Below are 18648 nucleotides of genomic sequence, written 5' to 3' on the forward strand. Positions count from 1 at the left end.
AAATGAGCCGCGCACGCCGCCATCCGCCTTGCGCGCCACTATCCCCTCGCCTATGGGAATGGCAACGTTCTCAAGGCCGCCCCTTCCGTGTTCCGTTTTGCTTTCCACGCCGTGATCGTTCTCATTCTGACGTTGCTGACGCAGATCGGCGGCATCGCCTATCTCGTGGCGCTGGCCGCCTCACGCGCCTGCGGCCTACGGCGATTTCCGGCAAAGCTTACAATCTTCCTGCTTTGCTATGGCAGCGCCACGCTTGCCGCAAGCCTCGTCGCTCCGATCTTCGGACGGGTTCCCCTCTCCTGCGTCGCCAGCGCTGCAGACAGGCTCATGGTCCGCTCCCCGATCTATTGCCTGCTAAACCGGAACTACGTCACTCCAGACGTGCGCGATCTGGCAAACGCGCTTGCCGCCCACATGGATAAGGAATTTCCGGGAACCGTCACGGTCGCGCTGGATGCCAATTTCCCCTTCGTGAGAGGCTTTCCGCTGCTACCGCATCTGTCGCATGCCGACGGGAAAAAGCTCGACTTCGCCTATTATTACAAGGACGTGGACGGTACCTTCCTGAATGGCGCCACTCGCTCTCCGATCGGCTATTTCGCCTTCGAGCAACCCGCCTCCGGCGACGAACTGCCATGCCAAGGGCGCAACGACTGGCTCACCACCCGCTGGAACTTTGATGCGCTGCAGCCCCTGTTTCCGGCCTATCGGATCGAGGAGCAGCGCACATCGGCCGCGATCGGCTGGTTGACGAACGAAGGTGTGACGCGCTTCGGCTTGCAAAAGATCTTCATCGAGCCGCATCTGAAGAACGCGCTTGGGATCACCGACAGCCATGTCCGCTTTCAAGGCTGCCGCGCCGCCCGCCACGACGACCATATTCATATCCAGGTCGAGTGATTCTCTCGCCGGTTCCTCTGGCCCAGACCCTCAGGAGCGGCGGCGCGCAGTATAGATCGCCGTCGCGGCTCCTTTCCCGAGTTGTCAAACTGGGTGGGTTTCGTCATAGGCACGCTGTGCAGCAAATATGGCGTCCATATTCTTCTCCGCCCAGTGGGCAAGGGCGGAAACGGTATCCGTCAGCGTGCGCCCCAGCGGCGTCAGCGCATATTCTACGGTCACCGGCACGGTCGGGAAGATCGTGCGAGAGATCAGCCCGTTGCGCTCCAGCTTCCGCAGCGTCTGCGCAAGAACCTTCTGCGATATGCCCTTGATGTCGCGGCGGATATGATTGAAACGCACGGGGTCGCCTTCCAACCGGTCGAGGATAAGCAGCGCCCATTTATCCGCCAGCCGATCCAGCACCAGCCGCGTCGGGCAGCGGTCCTCATAGACATTGTAGGCCTGTTGCATCGCCGTCATCTGTTCTTTCCTTCCCGGTGCGGTTTCCCAGAGGAAACCATGTGACAAAAAAGTGCTCTCTTTTCTAATCCGAATTTCCCTGTATCTAACCCACAGAAAGATAGTTTCCAATAGATACCAAGGAGAGTGACATGAGCAGCAAGATTCTCGTTCTCGGCGCGACAGGCACCGTCGGCAAACATCTGGTGGATGGGCTTCTGGCGAAGGGCGAGGCCGTCAAGGCCGCTTCCCGCACGGGCAAGCCCGTGGCCGGCGCCGAGGGCGTCATCTTCGACCATGGCAAGCCGGAAACCCATGGCCCAGCCTTCGAAGGCGTCGACCGCGCCCATGTGCTTCTGCCTTCCGGTTATGTCGATGCCAAGGGCCTGCTGCTGCCCATTATCGAAGCGGCCGCCAGCCGCAAGGTAAAGGTCGTGTTCCAGAGCGTTTTCGGCGTCGACGCGGACGACTCCATTCCCTATCGCCAGGTCGAGATCGCCCTGGAAACATCAGGCACACCTTACGTCATCCTGCGCCCGAACTGGTTCGCCGACAATTTTCACACCTTCTGGAAGGCCGGTATCGACCATGGCCAGATCGCGCTTCCGGCCGCCGAGGGTAAGTCCGGCTTCATCGACGCCCGCGACATCGCGGCAAGCGCCGTGGTCGCCCTTACCTCCGCGGCCTTCGACGGCAAGGCGTTCAACCTGACCGGGCCGGAAGCCCTGTCCTATGCCGAGGCCGCCGCCATCCTTTCCGCGGTCATCGGCAAGCCGATCGCTTACAACGCCATCACGGACGACGCCTTCATCGGCATTCTCACCGGCGCTGGTGTACCGGCCGACTATGCGAGCTTCCTCGCTTCAATCTTCTATCCGGTTCGCCAAGGCTGGACGGCCGTCGTGACCGGCGATGTCGAGACGCTGACGGGCAAGGCACCGCGTTCGTTGAAGACTTACGCGGCAGATTATGCCGCAGCGCTGAAGGCGTAATTGCAAACAAAGTCGCAGGCGGCGGTGTCCGCCGTCTGCCCTCCATGCAATGATAAACGGAAGTCCGGCAATCGCCGCTGCAGCCGCCCCAGGCGACATCCCTCAGGGAGCCATGCCATGCGTTCAGCCCTCGCGATCCTCTTCCTGATCGAAATCTGTCTTTATGTCACTGCCTCGCTCACCCATGCCGGGTTCGTCCTCGAAGGCCACGAACATCGGCAGGCGATGATCGCCGAAGCGGTGATATCGGCCGTCCTTCTCCTCGGCCTGATCTCGCTCGGCCTTGACCGACCGTGGAGCCGAACGGCTGCGATCTCGGCCCAGTCCTTCGCCCTCCTCGGCACCCTCGTCGGCGCCTTCACCATCGCCGTCGGTGTCGGCCCGCAAACCACGCTCGATTACATCACCCATGCCGTGATGATCCTGCTCCTGGTCACCGGCCTCGCCTGGCTGGCAAGGAACCGGAACGCCTCTCCCCTAGGATAGGGATCGAGCCACGACGCCTATCCCAACGGCAGTTCGAAGCTTCGCTTCAGCGTTTCCATCGGCACGTCGGTCTTGACGCTGAGGACGCTTGGGATGCGCGTCAGGTGATCGGCCTGAAAACGCCAGTAGCTGTGCAGGTCGGCGGTGACAATCCGAAGCACGGCATCGCATTCCCCTGTCGTCAGGTAGCATTCCATCACCTCGGGAAACCGCCTGACGGCTTCGGCGAACCGGAGCGTCACCTCGGCGTCCTGGGTCTTGAACCACACGCGAGCAAACACCGTCAGCCCCGCCCCGACCTTTGCAGGGTCCAGCACGGCGACGTAGCGATCGATGATCCCGGCCTCTTCCAGCAGCCGCACACGACGCAGGCACGGCGATGGCGACAGGCCTACCTCCTTCGCCAGATCGACGTTCGAAATACGCCCGTCACGCTGAAGCACGCGCAGGATATGGCGATCGATTGGGTCCAACGTGATTGGCATTTCATAGCTCCAAGCATTCTTCAAATGGCAGAATATGCCAAATTTTGGTAATTTTGAAGAAGCTTTGCAAGCTCATTGCGCGGGACTTGGCCTATCGTTTCAGCATCATGATGGAGATGGGCTGATGACGAAGATAGAGAAAATTGTGCTTTCTTATTCGGGCGGGCTGGATACCTCGATCATTCTCAAATGGTTGCAGGAGACCTACGGATGCGAGGTGGTGACTTTCACCGCCGATCTCGGCCAGGGCGAGGAGCTCGAACCGGCGCGCGCCAAGGCGGCGATGTCAGGGGTCAAGGACATCCGCATCGTCGATCTGCGTGAGGAGTTCGTCCGCGATTTCGTCTTTCCGATGCTGCGGGCGAACGCGCTCTATGAGGGGCAGTATCTGCTGGGCAGTTCCATCGCACGGCCGCTGATCGCCAAGCATCTGGTCGGCATAGCCCGGGAGGTTGGCGCGCATGCCGTTGCCCACGGTGCGACAGGCAAGGGCAATGATCAGGTCCGGTTCGAGCTGGCCGTCAATGCACTCGACCCGTCGCTTAAGGTCATTGCTCCCTGGCGCCAATGGAACATCCGCTCCCGCATGCAGCTTCTGGAATATGCCGAGAAGCATCGGATCCCGGTGCCGAGCGACAAGCGCGGCGAGGCGCCGTTCTCGATCGACGCCAACCTGCTGCACACCTCGACCGAAGGCAAGATTCTCGAAAATCCGGCGGAAGTCGCGCCCGATCATGTCTATCAGCGCACGGTCGATCCCGTCGACGCTCCCGACACGCCTGAGATCATCACCATCGGTTTCGAGAGGGGCGATCCGGTTTCGGTGAACGGCAAGTCCATGACACCGGCCGCATTGCTGACTGAGCTCAATGGACTGGGCGGCCGGCATGGCATCGGGCGGCTCGATCTGGTCGAAAACCGCTTCATCGGCATGAAGTCGAGGGGAATATACGAAACGCCGGGAGGGACGATCCTGCTCGCGGCACACCGCGGCATTGAATCGATCACGCTCGATCGCGCCGCGGCGCATCTGAAGGACGAGATCATGCCCCGCTACGCCGAGCTGATCTATAACGGCTTCTGGTTCGCTCCCGAGCGGGAAATGCTGCAAGCGCTGATCGACCACAGCCAGGCTTTCGTCAGCGGCGAGGTGACGCTCAGGCTCTACAAGGGAAGCGCCTCGGTCATCTCCCGCGCCTCCCCCTTGTCACTCTACTCCGCCGACCTCGTCACCTTCGAGGAAAGCGCCATCGCCTACGATCATCATGATGCCGAAGGCTTCATCAGGCTCAACGGCTTGCGGCTCAGGAGCTGGGCGGCCCGCAACGGCAGATGACCGCTCGATCTTCAGCGCACTAACGCTCACGACTAATGCCCACATTGACGGCACCTTCCTTCGTGGCTGACCGGGGCAGTCAAGGCATCCAAGGAGAAGCGCGAATCCAATTTCAAACGATTTTAAAAAAGCAGCTCGGCAAGTTAATCGATTTTAATTTTATCGTTAAAATTTTCTTGTTGCGGCGCACAAGAATTTAGACATTAATTTTCTCGGATGCTCAGTTTATTCGTTGGAGAACTCGCATGACTGTGACATTTCCGCTAACCGAAAAGCGCGATGCGGAGACATTGCTGAAACACTTGACGTTGCACAATCTCAGCTTTCCGGGAAACTGCGTCGTGTCGCTCAAGGCGCACGTCGCCCAGGTCTCATCCTCTCATACAACAGCGCTCGGCACCGCCCGTACCGCCTGGTAGGGATTAATGTCGCCGCATCGCCGTCGACAATAGGATCGAAGCAATCCTGGCTGGATCGCCCACGCGGAGATGGATGAAGCCGAGCGCGTCGACAGCTTAGCTCGCGGCAGGCAGCCCCATGCCGGCGAGCTTCAGGATATCCTCGACCTTTGCGTCGGGATCGGCGCCGGGTTCGACCTGGCCGTCTATCATCAGCAAGGCAAGGCCATGCGTCAGAGACCAGAGAAAGAGCGCGGCGTTCGGCACGTCGCCGGGCGTCAGCCGCTTTTCGAGGTAGTCCTTCATCTGCCGGTAGACCTGCATCCGCCGGGCGCGTATCGCTTCGTTTCCCTTGGAATAGGCCTGAAAACCCTCCCCGAACATCAGCCGGTAGAGACCGGGATTCGCGCGGGCAAAGGCGACATAGGCGATGCCGCCGGCAAGCAGATTGCGCCGAGGACCGGCTAGGGCGGCATCGATGCTTTCGCTGAGTTCGACAAACCCTTGTTCGGCGAGTGCTGCCGCGATGGCATCCAGGCTGTTGAAATAGTGATACGCCGCCGGAGCCGAGACGCCGGAGCGGCGACCAATCTCCCGTATGCTCAGCCGTCGGTCTTTGCCTTGCTACGCTTCGTCGTCGGCCTGCCGAGCGCATCCATCGTCTTCGACTATGGCGAACCCCTCGAAAACTATTCGCCCGAACGCCGTGCCCGCGCCGCGGAAATGGGAGCGCGCACAGCCGCGGCCGGCGAGCCATGGCTGACGCACTTCGATCCCGAGGACCTTGCGAACCGATTGCTGAGCTTGGGCTTCACATCCCTGGAGGATATCGGTCCGACCGAAATGGCAAAACGCTTCTTCGGCCTCCCCAGGGATGCGCCGGATCGCGGCGCCGGTCCCCACGTCATATTCGCCGGGAAATAGGGAAATCCCCGAGATGTCGAGTTACGGCAATCGAGCTGGCCTCAGCCGTCGTAGACGACAGCAATCTTGTTTCCGGCGGGGTCACGCACGTAAGCGGAATACCAGTTTGGTCCGTAGTGCGGACGTAGACCAGGCGCGCCCTCGTCCGTTCCGCCGTTGGTCATGGCAGCGTCGTAAAAAGCGTCCACCTCGGCGCGGGACTTGGCCATGAAACCAACCATCGAGCCATTTCCGGCGCTCGCCGGTTCGCCGTCGAACGGCGTGCAAACCCATAGAACGAAACCTTCACCCTTCCCGCCTTCGGAATAGGCGCTCCACCCGGGAAACTCTCGATGTTTGCTCCATCCGATCGTTGCCAAGCTCGCATCATAGAAGCCATTCGATTTGACGGAATCGATTGCGCCGACGGTTGCGTAGACACTCATGGTCTTCCCTTTCGCTGCTCCAAGATCGGGAGAATTCATATCGCAAGCATGTGAACACAACAAGAACATATAGCTGCGTTTTCCGCAGAAGGTCAGCGACCAATCGCAAACGGACGGTTATTGCCGTGTCTGCAAAAATTCCTATTCTGGGCAACGCCGATGGCGACTAAAACCTGAGGCTTCACGGCTATTTGCGACAGGAAATTTGGATCACATCATGACGACTCTGAGCCGCCCCGATCTCAGCGATATCCACCGTGGCGACTGGGTGGATCGCCGGCTGCCCATCGCATGGCGGCCATATACGCGGTTGGCGCGGCTGGATCGCCCGGTCGGAATATGGCTGACGCTCTTCCCGTGCTGGGCCGCCCTTATCCAAGCATCCCACGGTCTCCCAGACCTCAGGCAATTGGCGATCTTCTCTCTCGGCGCTCTTCTGATGAGAAGCGCCGGTTCCACGGTCAACGACATCGCTGATCGGAAGTTTGACGGCCATGTCGAGCGGACCCGCTTTCGGCCCTTGGCAAGCGGAGAGATCGCCACGCTGCCGGCCTTTATCTTCCTGACCGTTGAACTCGCACTGGCGGCTTCGCTTCTGTTTTTCCTGACGCCTTACACCCGCCTCATCGCGATATATGTGCTGCCGCTCGTCTTTGTCTATCCGCTCTGCAAGCGCTTCACCCACTGGCCGCAGGCCGTCCTGGGCGCGGCGTTCAATTGGGGGATGCTGATGGCATGGGCCGAGGCTGCCGGACATATCCCGGTCGGCGCCGTGCTGATGTGGGCCGGGGCCATCGCCTGGCAGATCGGCTATGATACGATCTATGCCTATGTCGATCTAAAGGATGACACCCGTCTTGGCCTGAAATCGACGGCAATTCTGTTCGGCCGGCACGGCAAGACCTTTATCGGCCTATTCTATGCTCTGGCGGTCGGCGCGTGGTCGCTCGGGGGCTGGCTGTTGGAAATGTCGCCGCCTTATACTGTCGGAATGCTGGTGATCGCCGTCCATCTTGCCTGGCAGACCCGGCGGATCGATCTTGCCCGCCCGGACATGAATTATCGCCTGTTCCTGGCGAATATCCTGACCGGGGTGCTGCTCGCCTGCACGGCTTTGTCAGGCACATGGTGAGCAACTCGAGGACGTAGCACCAATGACCTGTCTCAAACATGGCGTGTTCGCCGCGGCCATCATGCTGGCAGCAACGATGACATCCCTGCATCAGGCGCATGCCCAACCATGCGAGCAGGAGAGCTTCGAAGAGGCGAAATACGTTGTCTGCACTCTGGAACCGGGCAATGCCGACCTGCGATTGTTCTGGAAGAACGCCGATGGCGCGCCATACCGCGCTTTTTCAAGCCTAGCCGAAGCCGTTCGCGCCGAAGGGCGAACGCTGACTTTCGCCGTCAACGCCGGGATGTATCGGGCCGATTTTTCGCCGATGGGACTTTATGTCGAGAACGGCAGGGAATTGAACCCCGCCAATACGACGGAGGCCGAAAGCTCAGCCGGTCAGGTGCCGAATTTTTATAAGAAGCCGAACGGCGTGTTCTTTCTGGGTCAAGCAGGCGCTGGAATACTCCCGACCGAGGAATTTCTGAAACGCCGGCCAAAGGTGCGGTTCGCCACCCAGTCCGGCCCGATGCTTGTCATCGCCAACAAGCTGAACCCGATCTTCATCGTCGGCTCGACAGACCGGACCCGCCGCAGCGGTGTCGGAACCTGCGAGCGCGGCTCGGTTCGTTTCGCGATCAGCGAAGACGGAGTGAATTTCCATGATTTTGCACGCCTCTTCCGCGATCATTTGAAATGCCCAGACGCGTTGTTTCTCGATGGCGGACGGGGTGTCGGACTTTACAATCCTGAAATGGGCCGCAACGACCGGTCTTGGCACGGCGGCTACGGCCCTATCTTCGGGCTTGTCGAGTAGCGCCAGTCTGCCGCGGCGGGCTGGATTCCTGTGACGAGCACTTGAGCGAGGGGGATATAGCGGCGCTCGTAGCAACACAGGGCATGTGGCACGGTCGCCCCGCCATTCGGGTGCAATGCGAGCACTTCGACCTGCAGGGCAGAGGTCGTCCGAGGAGAGGCCTCGCGTTGCCGTCATAGGCCACTCGGTTAGGTCGCAGGCGAGACCGGCAAGGGTTCGTCGATGTCTTCGGGAATGAAGCCGCCGGTCTGGCGTTTCCACAGGCGGGCAAACAAGCCGTCGCGCTCGACCAGTTCGTCCGGCCTGCCCTCCTCCACGATGCGCCCGTGATCGAGCACGACGATCCGGTCCATCCTGGCAATGGTCGACAGGCGGTGGGCGATGGCGATCACCGTCTTTCCCTCCATGACGAGGTTCAGCCTTTCCTGGATGGCGGCTTCGGATTCGCTGTCAAGGGCAGAGGTCGCCTCGTCCAGCACCAGGATCGGCGCGTCCTTCAGGAGAACGCGGGCGATCGCCACACGCTGGCGCTGGCCGCCTGAGAGTTTGATCCCGCGGTCGCCGACGAAGGCATCATAGCCGCTGCGGCCTTCGCCGTCGGAAAGATCGGCGATGAAGACATCGGCGCTGGCCATCTTCGCCACCGCTTCGATCTCGTCCGTCGTCGCCTCCGGCCGGCCGTAGCGGATATTGTCGCCGACCGAACGATGCAGCAGCGCGACGTCCTGCGCGATGACGCCGATGGCGCGGCGAAGGCTTGCCTGTGTGACCGCGCGGATGTCCTGCCCGTCGATCAGGATCGCGCCGTCCTCTATGTCGTAAAAACGCAGCAGCAGGCTGACCAGCGTCGTCTTGCCGGCACCTGAGAGGCCGACGAGCCCTACCTTTTCGCCGGGCCGAACCGTCAGCGACAGGTCATCGATGACAGGTTTGCCGGACTTGTAGGCGAAGCGGACGTTCTCGAAATGGATCTCCCCACGGCTGACCGTCAGTTCGGCCGCATCCGGCCGATCGGTGATGGTGGGCGGTGTTGTCATGACCGGCATGGCGTCCTTGATCGTGCCGAGCGCGCGGAAGATCTGCTGTCCCATTTGCAGGAAGGTGAAGGACCCTGCCGAGAGGCGTTGGAGGATGTAAACCGTTGCGGCGAAATCGCCCACGGTCAGGAATCGGTCAAACAGCCCCCAGAAACCAATGCCGAGCATGACGAGCCAGAGCACCATGTTGAGGCTGATGACGACGAGTTCGGTTGTCCGGTAGATGCGCTGTTCGTGGTGAAGCGTATCGACCCCCTTGGACATGATCTTTCTTAGCGCACCTGCCTCGCTGTCTTCAGCTGCAAACTGCTTGACCATCTGGATGTTGCCGTAGATGTCCGTCAGGGCACCGGAAATGAGGCTGTTCTGCTTTGCCGAGCGGCGGGCGCGCTCCGTAAAATCCGGAACGACCTTGATCGCAAAGAGCACGTTGAAGGCAACCCAGACGATGACTGGCAGCGCAAGCTGCCAGGAGAGCGCGAGCAGAAGAACAACGGAGCCGATGATCTGAAGCAGAAAGCGCGGTGCCGTCTGGAATGCGATCAGGATCTGTTGCTGAACGGCATTGGCGACCTGACCGAGCCGGGATGCGACCTGGCCGGCGAAAAGATCATGGAAGAAGGCGAGGTCCTGCCGCTCGACGGCCTTGTGCCCCTGCCATTGAATCGCAACGGGCAGGCTGATGCCGATCGTGTGCGAATTGAGAATATTGGTGATGTAGAAGAGAATGGGCATCACCGGAAAAAGCAGAAAGGCAAGGACTGCCAGCAGCCGGAAATTACTGTCGACGAAGAGTTCTACGCCTTGTGTCGTCACTCCGTCGACAATGACTGAAAGACCCCAGATGATCGTAAGGTTGATGGCTTCGATGGCCATCGAGGTCAGCGCCATGGTGATGATGACGCCCCGAAACATCGCGATGAAGTGTATGAGGACTGCCACGGGCCCCTTGGTGGGCATCGGCCGGTAGGGGATGTCGAGCGGCCGGATCAAGGTTTCGAAGGGACGATAGATCGCATCTGAAATCGACATGGGCCGCTCGGATCAAAAATCGGGAGGAGGCGTGGACTCAGCTACGCTGGGTCGCAGAAAACCATCTTCCGGCTGCCATCTCAATTAGAAATTTCAGAAAATCTGCCGCCAGGAGGTATCGGTCGCAAGCGCAGGAAGCAGGCGGCGGCGAAAAGCGCCAATTGCGGTCGTCAAGGGGTTGGGGCAGATTGCGATCGTTGTATGGTACAGGACGGAACCTACGCTCATGCTGACGGGCTCATGTCATTGCGGCAAGGCGGGCTGGACACTTGAGGGTGATCCCGGCTCGATCACCGCCTGCAACTGCACGCTCTGCAAACGATACGGCACACTGTGGGCTTATGACTACGAAGGAGAGCGCATCGCTCTCACCGGTGAGACCGCCTCCTACACCCGCACAGACAGGGACGAGCCGTCTCTCGAGATCTTGTTCTGCCCATCCTGCGCCTGTGTCTTGAGCTGGCGCGGCCTGCGGCTTCGAAAGGATGGCCGTCGGCGCATGGCCGTCAACATGCGGCTTGCGCCGCCGGATCTCGTTCACGATCTGCCAATCGATCATTTCGACGGCCTGGACACGTTTGAGGACCTGCCTTCCAAAGGGCGCTGCGTACGCGATCTGTGGTTCTGAGCAGACTGCGAAGATCGACACACCGCCGGATCGCGTCAGATGCGAACCCGATAAAAGATCGTTCTGCGCAAGACCACCTCAGCCATGCCGCGCCGCCTCGATCGCCGCAATGTCGATCTTCCTCATGGTCATCATCGCGTCAAAAGCGCGCTTTGCCTGGCCACCGCCTGCCGAGAGGGCTTCGGAGAGGACCCGCGGCGTAATCTGCCAGGACACGCCCCACTTGTCTTTGCACCAGCCACACCCGCTTTCCTGGCCGCCATTGCCGACGATGGCGTTCCAATAGCGATCGGTTTCTTCCTGATCGTCGGTTGCGATCTGAAATGAGAAGGCTTCGTTGTGTTTGAACACAGGACCGCCGTTCAGGCCGATGCAAGGAACGCCCGCAACGGTGAATTCCACGACCAGTACGTCTCCTTGCTTGCCGTCAGGATAATCTCCCGGTGCACGAATAACGGCACCCACGGCGCTATCGGGAAAAGTCGCGGCATAGAAGCGGGCAGCCGCCTCAGCCTCTTTGTCGTACCATACGCAGATCGTGTTCTTTGCCATTGCGCGGTCCTTTCGCTCTTCGTTTCGCATTTTTCAGTGACATAAGAGGCAAACCGTCTTTCTCCAGCCCAGTCCGCGCGATTTCACGCGGATGATTGCCGAGCGCTTAAATTGGTGGAGGCGCCGCCATACCTCCCCTTTCTTCATCCCCGTGCTCGTCAGAGGGATCCAGTGCGCCCAAGTCCTTGGGCGCACGAGATACTTTTGCAAGTGGAAGATTGCGGAACTGTGGATTACAGTTCCGCAAGTGCATTCAGCGTCATCTGCATTCACTTGGCGCGCATGCCGTGGACGCGACGCGATCTAAAACATATTCCGCGCATCGCTGCGCGGATCGCCCGCCACGCGATGCGGCTCGTAGAGGCCGCTCCGCGCCTTACGCCGCCACGGCCTGGCAATATCGCCGGGATTGTCGTCGATATCGGCGAGCGATATCGACGCCGTTCCATCCGCAGGGCATTGCGCCGCCCACTGGCCACCGGGCGCGACGATCCCGGAAGACACAGGATCAGCTAAACCCGGATGTGCGAGTATGGAAAAACTCACCCAGTACCTGTTGCTCGCCGCATACCCCTGCACCTCCGCGGCGAAGGAGGTATCGTTGGCCGGCGTCCCCCCAGTCGACGAAAACAGCACGCAGTGGACATCGAGCCGCTCGTATTCAGTGAAAATTTCGGGAAAGTTGCACTCCATACCGAGCGAGCAACCAAAGCGGATGCCGTCGACCTCGAAGGTCACGGGGATCGAACCCGGCGTGTACATGAAGGAGATCTTGGTGTTCGACAGTAGGCGCTCGTCGTAGCGCGTCACCAGTTCGCCGCGGTCGGAGACGACATAGAGGCTGTTGTGCGGCCGGTGCGGCGCCGTCAGCGGATGCACCGAGCCGATGACCGCCCAGAGCCCCAACTCGTGCGCCAGCCTGCGCGTTGAATCCAACTCCTCGCGAAGCACGGCCCATTCGAACCGCCGCCAATCGGAGGGCCCGATCTCCCGCGGCCCGATTTCCGACATGATGCGTTTGTTGGGCGATGATGTCGCCCCTTCGGGAAAATGGACGAGCCGCGCGCCTGCCTCCCGCGCCTGCCGCATCAGCAGGCGCATCTCCTGTCCGCTTTGGCGAAGCTTGTCGATATCGCGGGGATCGTCCGCATAGGTAGTCTGCGCCACGGCCAGACGCAGGCGTCTTGCCTCAGGCGCTGCGTCGTTCGCCGACTTGGGGAGAACATGCATGCGGGCGGTGGTGTAGGATTCACCCGTCTTGGCGGCGCGCGCGCGCACCCGCCGTTTGAAATTTCCATTCTCAGTCATATCAGGGCCTCTCACGTTCCGGACATCGTTCCCCAGCAACAGCCCAAAACATCAGGACCAAGATCACGACCCGAGACGAAAGTCCCTTTGCCTCCGGTTGAAGACCCTGCTGGGGAAGGTCTGGAGAGGTTCGGCGTTAGGCCACGCCGAAGCAAAGATGCCGAGGCGGCCGCGATTCGTCAATTCGGGGACGGCCGAGCACCTACCTCAAGCGGGCCGACCTTGATCCACCCGCCACGGCGGATCGAGGCGGTTCGAACCGGCGGAATAGAGAATGATGCGGTTGCCGCCGGGGTCGAACAGCTCCGCTTCACGCCAGAGCCAACTCTTGTCCTCCGGCCCGCTCACGAAACGAAGACCGGCTTCGCTGAGACTGCCGACCGTCTCGTCCAGGTTCTCGCACTCGAAATACACCATGGTTCCGCCACCACCACTTACGCCCTGATCCAAAGAGAAGGTGCTGTCTCCGTCCGGGCAGACAAAGCGCGCATACCGGGGACGGGCGTCGACAACGGGTCTGAGACCGAGAATGCAGTAGAAGTTCCAGCCCGCATCAAGGTCAGGCATCGTAACGGTTACTTGATTCAAGCGCATGACCTATCCCCCCTCAACTGACTTCGCCCGAAACTGTCTGGCGGCCGGGCACCACGACATTCATAAAAACAAAGACCTGAAGCCATCGCATGAATCAAATTCTAAGTGAGCAGTTTTAGTGTCATCGACACAAAACTCGTGTCAGACTGTGCAAACTGCGCACCCCGCCGCATCGATCGAGAGGGCCGAAGCCATGCACAAGTTCACAGTATCAATCACCCGAGAGATCGAGGCCGATACCGCCGAGGAGGCCGCCTTGCTCATGTATCAGGAACTATCAACGGGACCGATCCCTGACCGCTACTCCGTCACCGACGAGACGAAGGCGACAACGGAGGTGAAGCTGGACCGGCACAAGGCCGACGAATTCGCCAGCATCGATCACACAGCCGATCCCGGCAACTGGTAAGCGCCGGACGACCAAACGGACCACAGGAGATACGGTTTTGCGCCGGGAGCGGAATGCAATAGTTGCAGGTCGCCTTCTCCGGCACGAATGCTGGATGTAAATAGCCGCTCAGCCGAAAACATCGCGAGCCAAGGAAAGACCGTGACCTCACCAATCAAAATAGCCGTCTCCGGCGCGAACGGCCGCATGGGGCGCGCCATCCTGCCGCTGCTGGCGGCCGATCCGGATTTTGCGTTCGTCGGCGGCATCGGCCGTGAGGGCGCCATCGGCGCCGGGCTGATCGACCGGTCGGCCGCGATCGGAGCGGCCGACGTGATCCTGGATTTCACGACGGGAAACGCTGCCGCCGAACTTGCCGGCTTGTGCGCTTTGGCCGGTGGACCGGCCCTGGTGATCGGGGCGACGGGTTTCGAGCCGGATGAACTCGAACGGATCGCAGAGGCTGCTCGCACGATTCCGATCCTGCGCTCCGGCAATTTCTCCATCGGCGTCAACATGCTGGTCGGCCTCGTCGCCCAGGCGGCCCGCGCCCTTCCCGCGCATGCCTGGGATATCGAAATCCTCGAAGCCCATCACAACAGGAAGATCGACGCGCCGTCCGGTACGGCGCTGATGCTCGGCGAAGCCGCCGCCGAGGGCCGCGGGGTTTCCCTCGCATCCGTCGAGCGGCGCGGGCGTGACGGCATCACCGGTGAGCGCCCGACCGGCGAAATCGGCTTCGCCGTCTTGCGCGCCGGCGGGATCGTCGGAGAACACAGCGTCCTGTTTGCCGCCGCCGAGGAAGTCGTGACGCTCTCCCATTCGGCTCTCGATCGCGGCATGTTCGCCCGCGGCGCACTTGCCGCCGCCCGCTGGGTCGCAGGGCGCGCACCCGGCGAATACACAATGGGAGATGTTCTCGAGCTGGCCTGAGAAACTGGCCTATAAGCTATCAAGGATTGCCGAGGCGACGACGACTTCGGTTCCGGCCAGCCCGACGGAGCAAAACAGGGTCGTATCCTCCGGCGATCCCCGACCGGCCGCTTTCCCGGCAATGATATCGGCAAGATCGGCCATGCGATGCTCATTCCCGGAGCCGACGAGGAAAAAGGGCGAAGCATAGGCGCGCGTCTGTTCGGGAGAGTCCGTCGCGATCACGGCTGCGACATCGGCGATATCCAGGCCCAGTTCGTATCCCTGATGTGTTTTCGGGCCAACGGTGTTGACGTGCATCCCGGGCTTCAAATCCCGCGCATGGATGACCGGTGTTTGGCTCGTCGTCGCGCAGATGACGATGTCGGCGTCATCAACGGCTTCAGAGGCGCTGCCGGCAGGCTCCACCTCAATGCCCAAGGCGTGCTGCATCTCAGCTGCGAAGGCGGTGCGATTTTTCTCGTCGCGGCTATAGACGCGTGCGCGGTCCAGTTTCCGAACGGTGGCAGCCGCGGCAAGCTGGGTTTGCGCTTGGGCTCCGCTGCCGAGGATCCCGACGGTCTTGGCATCCGGCGCGCTGAGGTGGCGGATGGCGAGACCTCCGATCGCACCGGTTCTGAGGCTACCGAGGCGCTCTCCGAGAACGATGCCTTTGAGCCTGGCGTCGTCGGCCGACCACACAGCGACGATCTGCGAATGCTCCACCCCGTCGAATGTTTCATAGACCCGAAAGCCCGCGAGCGGTTTCTCGCCAAGGATGCCACCGACGGTGAAGACGAGATCGCCCCGATCGGGAAACGAGATATGATGCCGGGGCGGAGAGATCAGCCGATTGCCGGCTCTGGCGAGAAAAGCGGTCTCGAGCGCATCGATCGCGACCGCCATCAACCCGCTACCGACAAGATCCTCGTCTTTCAGGATTTTCGTCACAGCCAACCCTCCAGCCCATACCGGCATCCTGCAACCCCAACCCCGCTTGAGGTCAATAGCTCAGGCAAACCGATATGCGCCGAAACATCGCGTGAGAGCTAACCGACCAGACGGAGAGCCATCATGACGTCGTCGATCTCCCTGCCCTCCTCCAGAACCCCGCCGGGAATTCTGCCGATCTCGGAAAAGCCTTCCCGCTGATAGAACCGTATTGCCGCCGGGTTCTCCGCACTGACGAAGAGTTCCAGCTGCAGGATACCGATATCACGCGCGTGATCGGCCACCGCGCTGAGCAGCTTCGCGGCAAGGCCCGTTCCACGCAGGCTCCGTCTGACGTAGACCATGATGATCGTCGCGCGATGAGCCATCTTGCTCGACCGCTGCCGGAGCAGGCCTGTTATGCCGACGGGTTCACCATCCTGAAAGGCGATGAAAACCGGCTCGTTCAAGCGATTGCGCCACTCCTCGAGAGAAAGAGCCGCCCAGTCTTCGTAGCGGCTTGCAAAGAGAGACGGTTCGGTGCGAAGCGCTTCCAGACGGATGCGCCGGAAAGCCTCCACTTCGTCTGCCTGGATATGCCTGATCGTCGTGCCGCTTCCATCCATCGGGACCTCCTGCAAGATGAGAGCTACTCTCAATACAGATGGCTCCAGCCGTCAACCGGTGTCAGCAAGCTTCGTACTTCAGCCTAGGCTCGGAGTTACGAGATCGAACGGAAATCAATCATCTCAAGCGCCGATCACTGCGCCGGGCTCCCCAGCCGACCGCCCTTCCGGACGGCCGGTTCACCGCTCGGACCGCCCCTCAATTGATCGGTCGGCCCCGTAGCCGGTTCACCGGTTGGCCCGACCACCGGTTCACGGGCTGGCCCGTCGACCGGCTGGCCGGTAGACCGGACGACCAAGGGATCGGCTGGCTGGACGGCGGATTGATCGGTTGTTGGCCCGGGCACCGACTCTCCGGTTGCCGCGGGCGCCGGCTCGCCGGTTGCCGCGTTCAACGGCTCACCGGTTGGTCCGGCCGCTGATTGCTCGGTTGGCTTGTCGATCGCGAATGGCACAACTTCACGGATAATGAAGAGAAGAACTATCCCGACCAACGTGCACGTCAGCGCGTAGAGAAGGAAATATTTCAGTGCACATCCCTCGCTAATTGGCAGCACCAACTTGACAATGGTGCAAATGATATTTCCTCATTATTGAACGATACTTAAAAAAAGGCAATCATTTTCAACAAGAGCCACGAAATTTCAAAAATGGACAGAACGGGATAAGGTAGTTATTGTAGATATTTAGGAAGCGCATCCCCGATGCTCAATTTATCTTGAGGTCTGGGCAAGCCCAAGGAAGGCCCCGGAGCCCATATCCGGGATCGCCCACGGCAAAGACAGCCCCGGCGATATCGGCTAGATTGCGTGTGCCGGCAGCCTGCTTTCGAGGGTGTGCCCCTCCAGGATCGATGGCGGCAGGGGGATCCGCATGACGGCAATTGCATCTCTGTTTCAGGAAGCCGCCCGCCTTGCGGCGGGATTCCGGCAGGCAACGCCCGCCCGCCACGTGCCCACCCACGACTACGCAGCCTCGCTTGCCTGTTTCGACGAACCGCTGCCGGCGGCCGGTTCCGATATGCTTGATGTCATCAGGCGTCTCTCGGACGGCGCCGAACCCGGGCTGCACGCAACCACAGGGCCGCGCTTTTTCGGCTGGGTCATCGGCGGCTCCCATCCGGTCGGCGTCGCGGCTGATTTCCTCACCAGCGCCTGGGGCCAAAATGCCGGAAACCATGCCGTTGCCCCGGCCGCGTCCGCCGTCGAGACCGTCGCGGCGAGATGGCTTCTCGATCTCTTGCAGCTGCCGGCCGAAAGCTCGGTCGGTTTCGTCACGGGTGCGACGGTGGCGAACTTCACCTGCCTTGCCGCCGCGCGCGGCGAGGTGCTGCGCCAGGTGGGCTGGGATGCCGATGCCAACGGCCTGTTCGGCGCCCCCGAGATTACCGTGCTGATTGGCGACGATGCCCACACGACGGTATTCTCCGCGCTGCAATTCCTAGGCCTCGGCCACGATCGCGTGCTGCGCGTGCGCACCGATCCGGTAGGCCGGATAGACCCGGCCGCGCTGGCGGGCGCGCTCGATACGGTCTCCGGTCCCGCCATCGCCATTCTCCAGGCGGGGCAGATCAATACTGGCGCCTTCGACGATTTCGCCGCCATCATCCCGCTGTTGAAGGCAAAAGGCGCCTGGGTGCATGTCGATGGTGCCTTTGGCCTCTGGGCGCAGGCATCGATGAAGACCAGCCACCTCAGCCGCGGCATCGAAGCGGCCGACAGCTGGGCGACCGACGGCCACAAATGGCTGCAGACGCCCTATGATTGCGGCTATGCCATCGTCCGCGACGAACTCGCTCATCGCCGCGCCATGACGATTGCCGCGAGCTATCTGCCGCTCGCCGGCCAAGGCGAACGCGATCCCTCCCATTACGTGCCCGAGCTTTCGAGAAGAGCACGCGGCTTTGCCACCTGGGCGATGCTGAAACATCTCGGCCGCGACGGCATCACCACCCTCATCGATCAGTGCTGCACCTCAGCGCGGCTGATCGCAGATCTCCTGTCGCTGCAACCGGGCATCGGCATATTGAACGACGTCGTGCTGAACCAGCTCGTCATCCGCTTCGGAACGGACCTGCCCTCCGAAGAAGGCGACGCGCTGACGCGAAAGACGATCGAAAAGATCCAGGCGGACGGCATGATCTTCGCCGGCGGCGCCAAATGGCGCGGCCGCGACGTCCTGCGCCTCTCCGTCACCAATTTCCAGACGACGTCAGATGAGGCGCAACTCGCCGCACAAAGCATCATCGCTGCGTTCAAGAGTGTCAGCCGAGGGTGATGCATCAACTCCCTTGGTTCGCCCGGACACGGAATTGTGCTATCGC

The 18648-nt window shown here is 61.1% G+C and carries 21 protein-coding genes and 2 pseudogenes; 12 read left to right on the forward strand and 11 right to left on the reverse strand.

All coding sequences use genetic code 11. The features are described from left to right. The first annotated feature begins 87 nt into the window (after positions 1 to 87). A complete protein-coding gene (locus AB8B31_RS12765) occupies positions 88 to 900 on the forward strand; it encodes a hypothetical protein (protein WP_047621094.1) in 813 nt (270 codons plus the stop codon). A gap of 84 nt (positions 901 to 984) precedes the next feature. On the opposite strand, the gene AB8B31_RS12770 is transcribed toward AB8B31_RS12765, so the two are convergent. Continuing rightward, positions 985 to 1362, reverse strand: coding sequence for a winged helix-turn-helix transcriptional regulator (locus tag AB8B31_RS12770; RefSeq protein ID WP_183619136.1), 378 nt, complete (start codon positions 1360 to 1362; stop codon positions 985 to 987). A 131-nt stretch (positions 1363 to 1493) separates the two neighbouring features. Between AB8B31_RS12770 and AB8B31_RS12775 the strand changes: the two genes are divergently transcribed. Beyond that, positions 1494 to 2333 (forward strand): SDR family oxidoreductase, encoded by an 840-nt coding sequence (locus AB8B31_RS12775; RefSeq protein WP_113543598.1) that lies wholly within the window; start codon positions 1494 to 1496, stop codon positions 2331 to 2333. 117 nt (positions 2334 to 2450) lie between these two features. After that, positions 2451 to 2819 carry a hypothetical protein gene (locus AB8B31_RS12780; protein ID WP_113543597.1) on the forward strand — a complete coding sequence of 123 codons (369 nt, stop codon included), beginning with the start codon at positions 2451 to 2453 and terminating at the stop codon, positions 2817 to 2819. 17 nt (positions 2820 to 2836) lie between these two features. Here the strand turns inward: AB8B31_RS12780 and AB8B31_RS12785 are convergent, their stop codons facing one another. Next, the gene (locus tag AB8B31_RS12785) at positions 2837 to 3304 is read right to left on the reverse strand and encodes an Lrp/AsnC family transcriptional regulator (RefSeq protein ID WP_113543596.1); all 468 of its coding nucleotides are present in this window, start codon (positions 3302 to 3304) and stop codon (positions 2837 to 2839) included. A 124-nt stretch (positions 3305 to 3428) separates the two neighbouring features. Here AB8B31_RS12785 and AB8B31_RS12790 point away from each other — a divergent pair, with 124 nt between their 5' ends. Next, positions 3429 to 4640, forward strand: coding sequence for an argininosuccinate synthase (locus tag AB8B31_RS12790; protein ID WP_113543595.1), 1212 nt, complete (start codon positions 3429 to 3431; stop codon positions 4638 to 4640). Positions 4641 to 4885: 245 nt separating this feature from the next. Beyond that, positions 4886 to 5059: a hypothetical protein gene (locus AB8B31_RS12795; protein WP_018242568.1), complete on the forward strand. Its 174-nt coding sequence runs from the start codon at positions 4886 to 4888 to the stop codon at positions 5057 to 5059. A gap of 96 nt (positions 5060 to 5155) precedes the next feature. Here the strand turns inward: AB8B31_RS12795 and AB8B31_RS12800 are convergent. Beyond that, positions 5156 to 5650, reverse strand: a pseudogene (locus tag AB8B31_RS12800) (WHG domain-containing protein); the annotation flags it as partial. Here AB8B31_RS12800 and AB8B31_RS12805 point away from each other — a divergent pair. After that, positions 5639 to 5962, forward strand: a pseudogene (locus AB8B31_RS12805) (SAM-dependent methyltransferase); the annotation flags it as partial. The pseudogenes AB8B31_RS12800 and AB8B31_RS12805 sit on opposite strands and share 12 nt — an antisense overlap. A gap of 41 nt (positions 5963 to 6003) precedes the next feature. Here the strand turns inward: AB8B31_RS12805 and AB8B31_RS12810 are convergent. Next, positions 6004 to 6387, reverse strand: a complete 384-nt coding sequence (locus AB8B31_RS12810) for a VOC family protein (RefSeq protein ID WP_047621102.1) — start codon at positions 6385 to 6387, stop codon at positions 6004 to 6006. Positions 6388 to 6604: 217 nt separating this feature from the next. On the opposite strand from AB8B31_RS12810, the gene ubiA reads away from it, so the two are divergent. Together ubiA and AB8B31_RS12820 are read left to right on the forward strand one after the other, a co-directional pair. Beyond that, entirely contained in the window at positions 6605 to 7519 is a 915-nt protein-coding gene (gene ubiA / locus AB8B31_RS12815; RefSeq protein WP_113543594.1) for a 4-hydroxybenzoate octaprenyltransferase, read from the forward strand. A gap of 22 nt (positions 7520 to 7541) precedes the next feature. After that, positions 7542 to 8318 (forward strand): phosphodiester glycosidase family protein, encoded by a 777-nt coding sequence (locus tag AB8B31_RS12820; protein ID WP_028733206.1) that lies wholly within the window; start codon positions 7542 to 7544, stop codon positions 8316 to 8318. A 188-nt stretch (positions 8319 to 8506) separates the two neighbouring features. Here AB8B31_RS12820 and AB8B31_RS12825 read toward each other — a convergent pair whose 3' ends face one another. Beyond that, positions 8507 to 10387: an ABC transporter ATP-binding protein gene (locus tag AB8B31_RS12825; protein WP_113543593.1), complete on the reverse strand. Its 1881-nt coding sequence runs from the start codon at positions 10385 to 10387 to the stop codon at positions 8507 to 8509. Positions 10388 to 10613: 226 nt separating this feature from the next. Between AB8B31_RS12825 and AB8B31_RS12830 the strand changes: the two genes are divergently transcribed. After that, a complete protein-coding gene (locus tag AB8B31_RS12830) occupies positions 10614 to 11015 on the forward strand; it encodes a GFA family protein (RefSeq protein ID WP_130652636.1) in 402 nt (133 codons plus the stop codon). Between the two features lie 78 nt (positions 11016 to 11093). Here AB8B31_RS12830 and AB8B31_RS12835 read toward each other — a convergent pair whose 3' ends face one another. The 3 genes from AB8B31_RS12835 to AB8B31_RS12845 form a co-directional block, all read right to left on the reverse strand. Next, positions 11094 to 11567, reverse strand: coding sequence for a VOC family protein (locus AB8B31_RS12835; protein ID WP_130652637.1), 474 nt, complete (start codon positions 11565 to 11567; stop codon positions 11094 to 11096). A gap of 303 nt (positions 11568 to 11870) precedes the next feature. Then, positions 11871 to 12875 (reverse strand): carbon-nitrogen hydrolase family protein, encoded by a 1005-nt coding sequence (locus AB8B31_RS12840; protein WP_130652638.1) that lies wholly within the window; start codon positions 12873 to 12875, stop codon positions 11871 to 11873. Between the two features lie 207 nt (positions 12876 to 13082). Further along, positions 13083 to 13469, reverse strand: coding sequence for a VOC family protein (locus AB8B31_RS12845; RefSeq protein ID WP_130652639.1), 387 nt, complete (start codon positions 13467 to 13469; stop codon positions 13083 to 13085). Between the two features lie 193 nt (positions 13470 to 13662). On the opposite strand from AB8B31_RS12845, the gene AB8B31_RS12850 reads away from it, so the two are divergent. Next, positions 13663 to 13878, forward strand: a complete 216-nt coding sequence (locus tag AB8B31_RS12850) for a hypothetical protein (RefSeq protein ID WP_028733211.1) — start codon at positions 13663 to 13665, stop codon at positions 13876 to 13878. A gap of 87 nt (positions 13879 to 13965) precedes the next feature. Then, the gene (gene dapB, locus AB8B31_RS12855; RefSeq protein ID WP_018242582.1) at positions 13966 to 14790 is read left to right on the forward strand and encodes a 4-hydroxy-tetrahydrodipicolinate reductase; all 825 of its coding nucleotides are present in this window, start codon (positions 13966 to 13968) and stop codon (positions 14788 to 14790) included. Between the two features lie 9 nt (positions 14791 to 14799). Here the strand turns inward: dapB and AB8B31_RS12860 are convergent, their stop codons facing one another. The 3 genes from AB8B31_RS12860 to AB8B31_RS12870 form a co-directional block, all read right to left on the reverse strand. Then, positions 14800 to 15720 carry an ornithine cyclodeaminase family protein gene (locus AB8B31_RS12860; RefSeq protein ID WP_130652640.1) on the reverse strand — a complete coding sequence of 307 codons (921 nt, stop codon included), beginning with the start codon at positions 15718 to 15720 and terminating at the stop codon, positions 14800 to 14802. A gap of 98 nt (positions 15721 to 15818) precedes the next feature. Continuing rightward, positions 15819 to 16325 (reverse strand): GNAT family N-acetyltransferase, encoded by a 507-nt coding sequence (locus AB8B31_RS12865; RefSeq protein WP_018242584.1) that lies wholly within the window; start codon positions 16323 to 16325, stop codon positions 15819 to 15821. A gap of 134 nt (positions 16326 to 16459) precedes the next feature. Next, complete coding sequence (locus tag AB8B31_RS12870; protein WP_018242585.1) at positions 16460 to 16885, reverse strand: hypothetical protein; 426 nt, start codon at positions 16883 to 16885, stop codon at positions 16460 to 16462. Positions 16886 to 17198: 313 nt separating this feature from the next. On the opposite strand from AB8B31_RS12870, the gene AB8B31_RS12875 reads away from it, so the two are divergent. Continuing rightward, positions 17199 to 18602, forward strand: coding sequence for a pyridoxal phosphate-dependent decarboxylase family protein (locus AB8B31_RS12875; RefSeq protein ID WP_130652641.1), 1404 nt, complete (start codon positions 17199 to 17201; stop codon positions 18600 to 18602). Positions 18603 to 18648 lie beyond the last annotated feature (46 nt).

Source organism: Rhizobium sp. 62_C5_N11_2, assembly GCF_051811185.1.
GTDB classification, from domain to species: domain Bacteria; phylum Pseudomonadota; class Alphaproteobacteria; order Rhizobiales; family Rhizobiaceae; genus Rhizobium; species Rhizobium leguminosarum.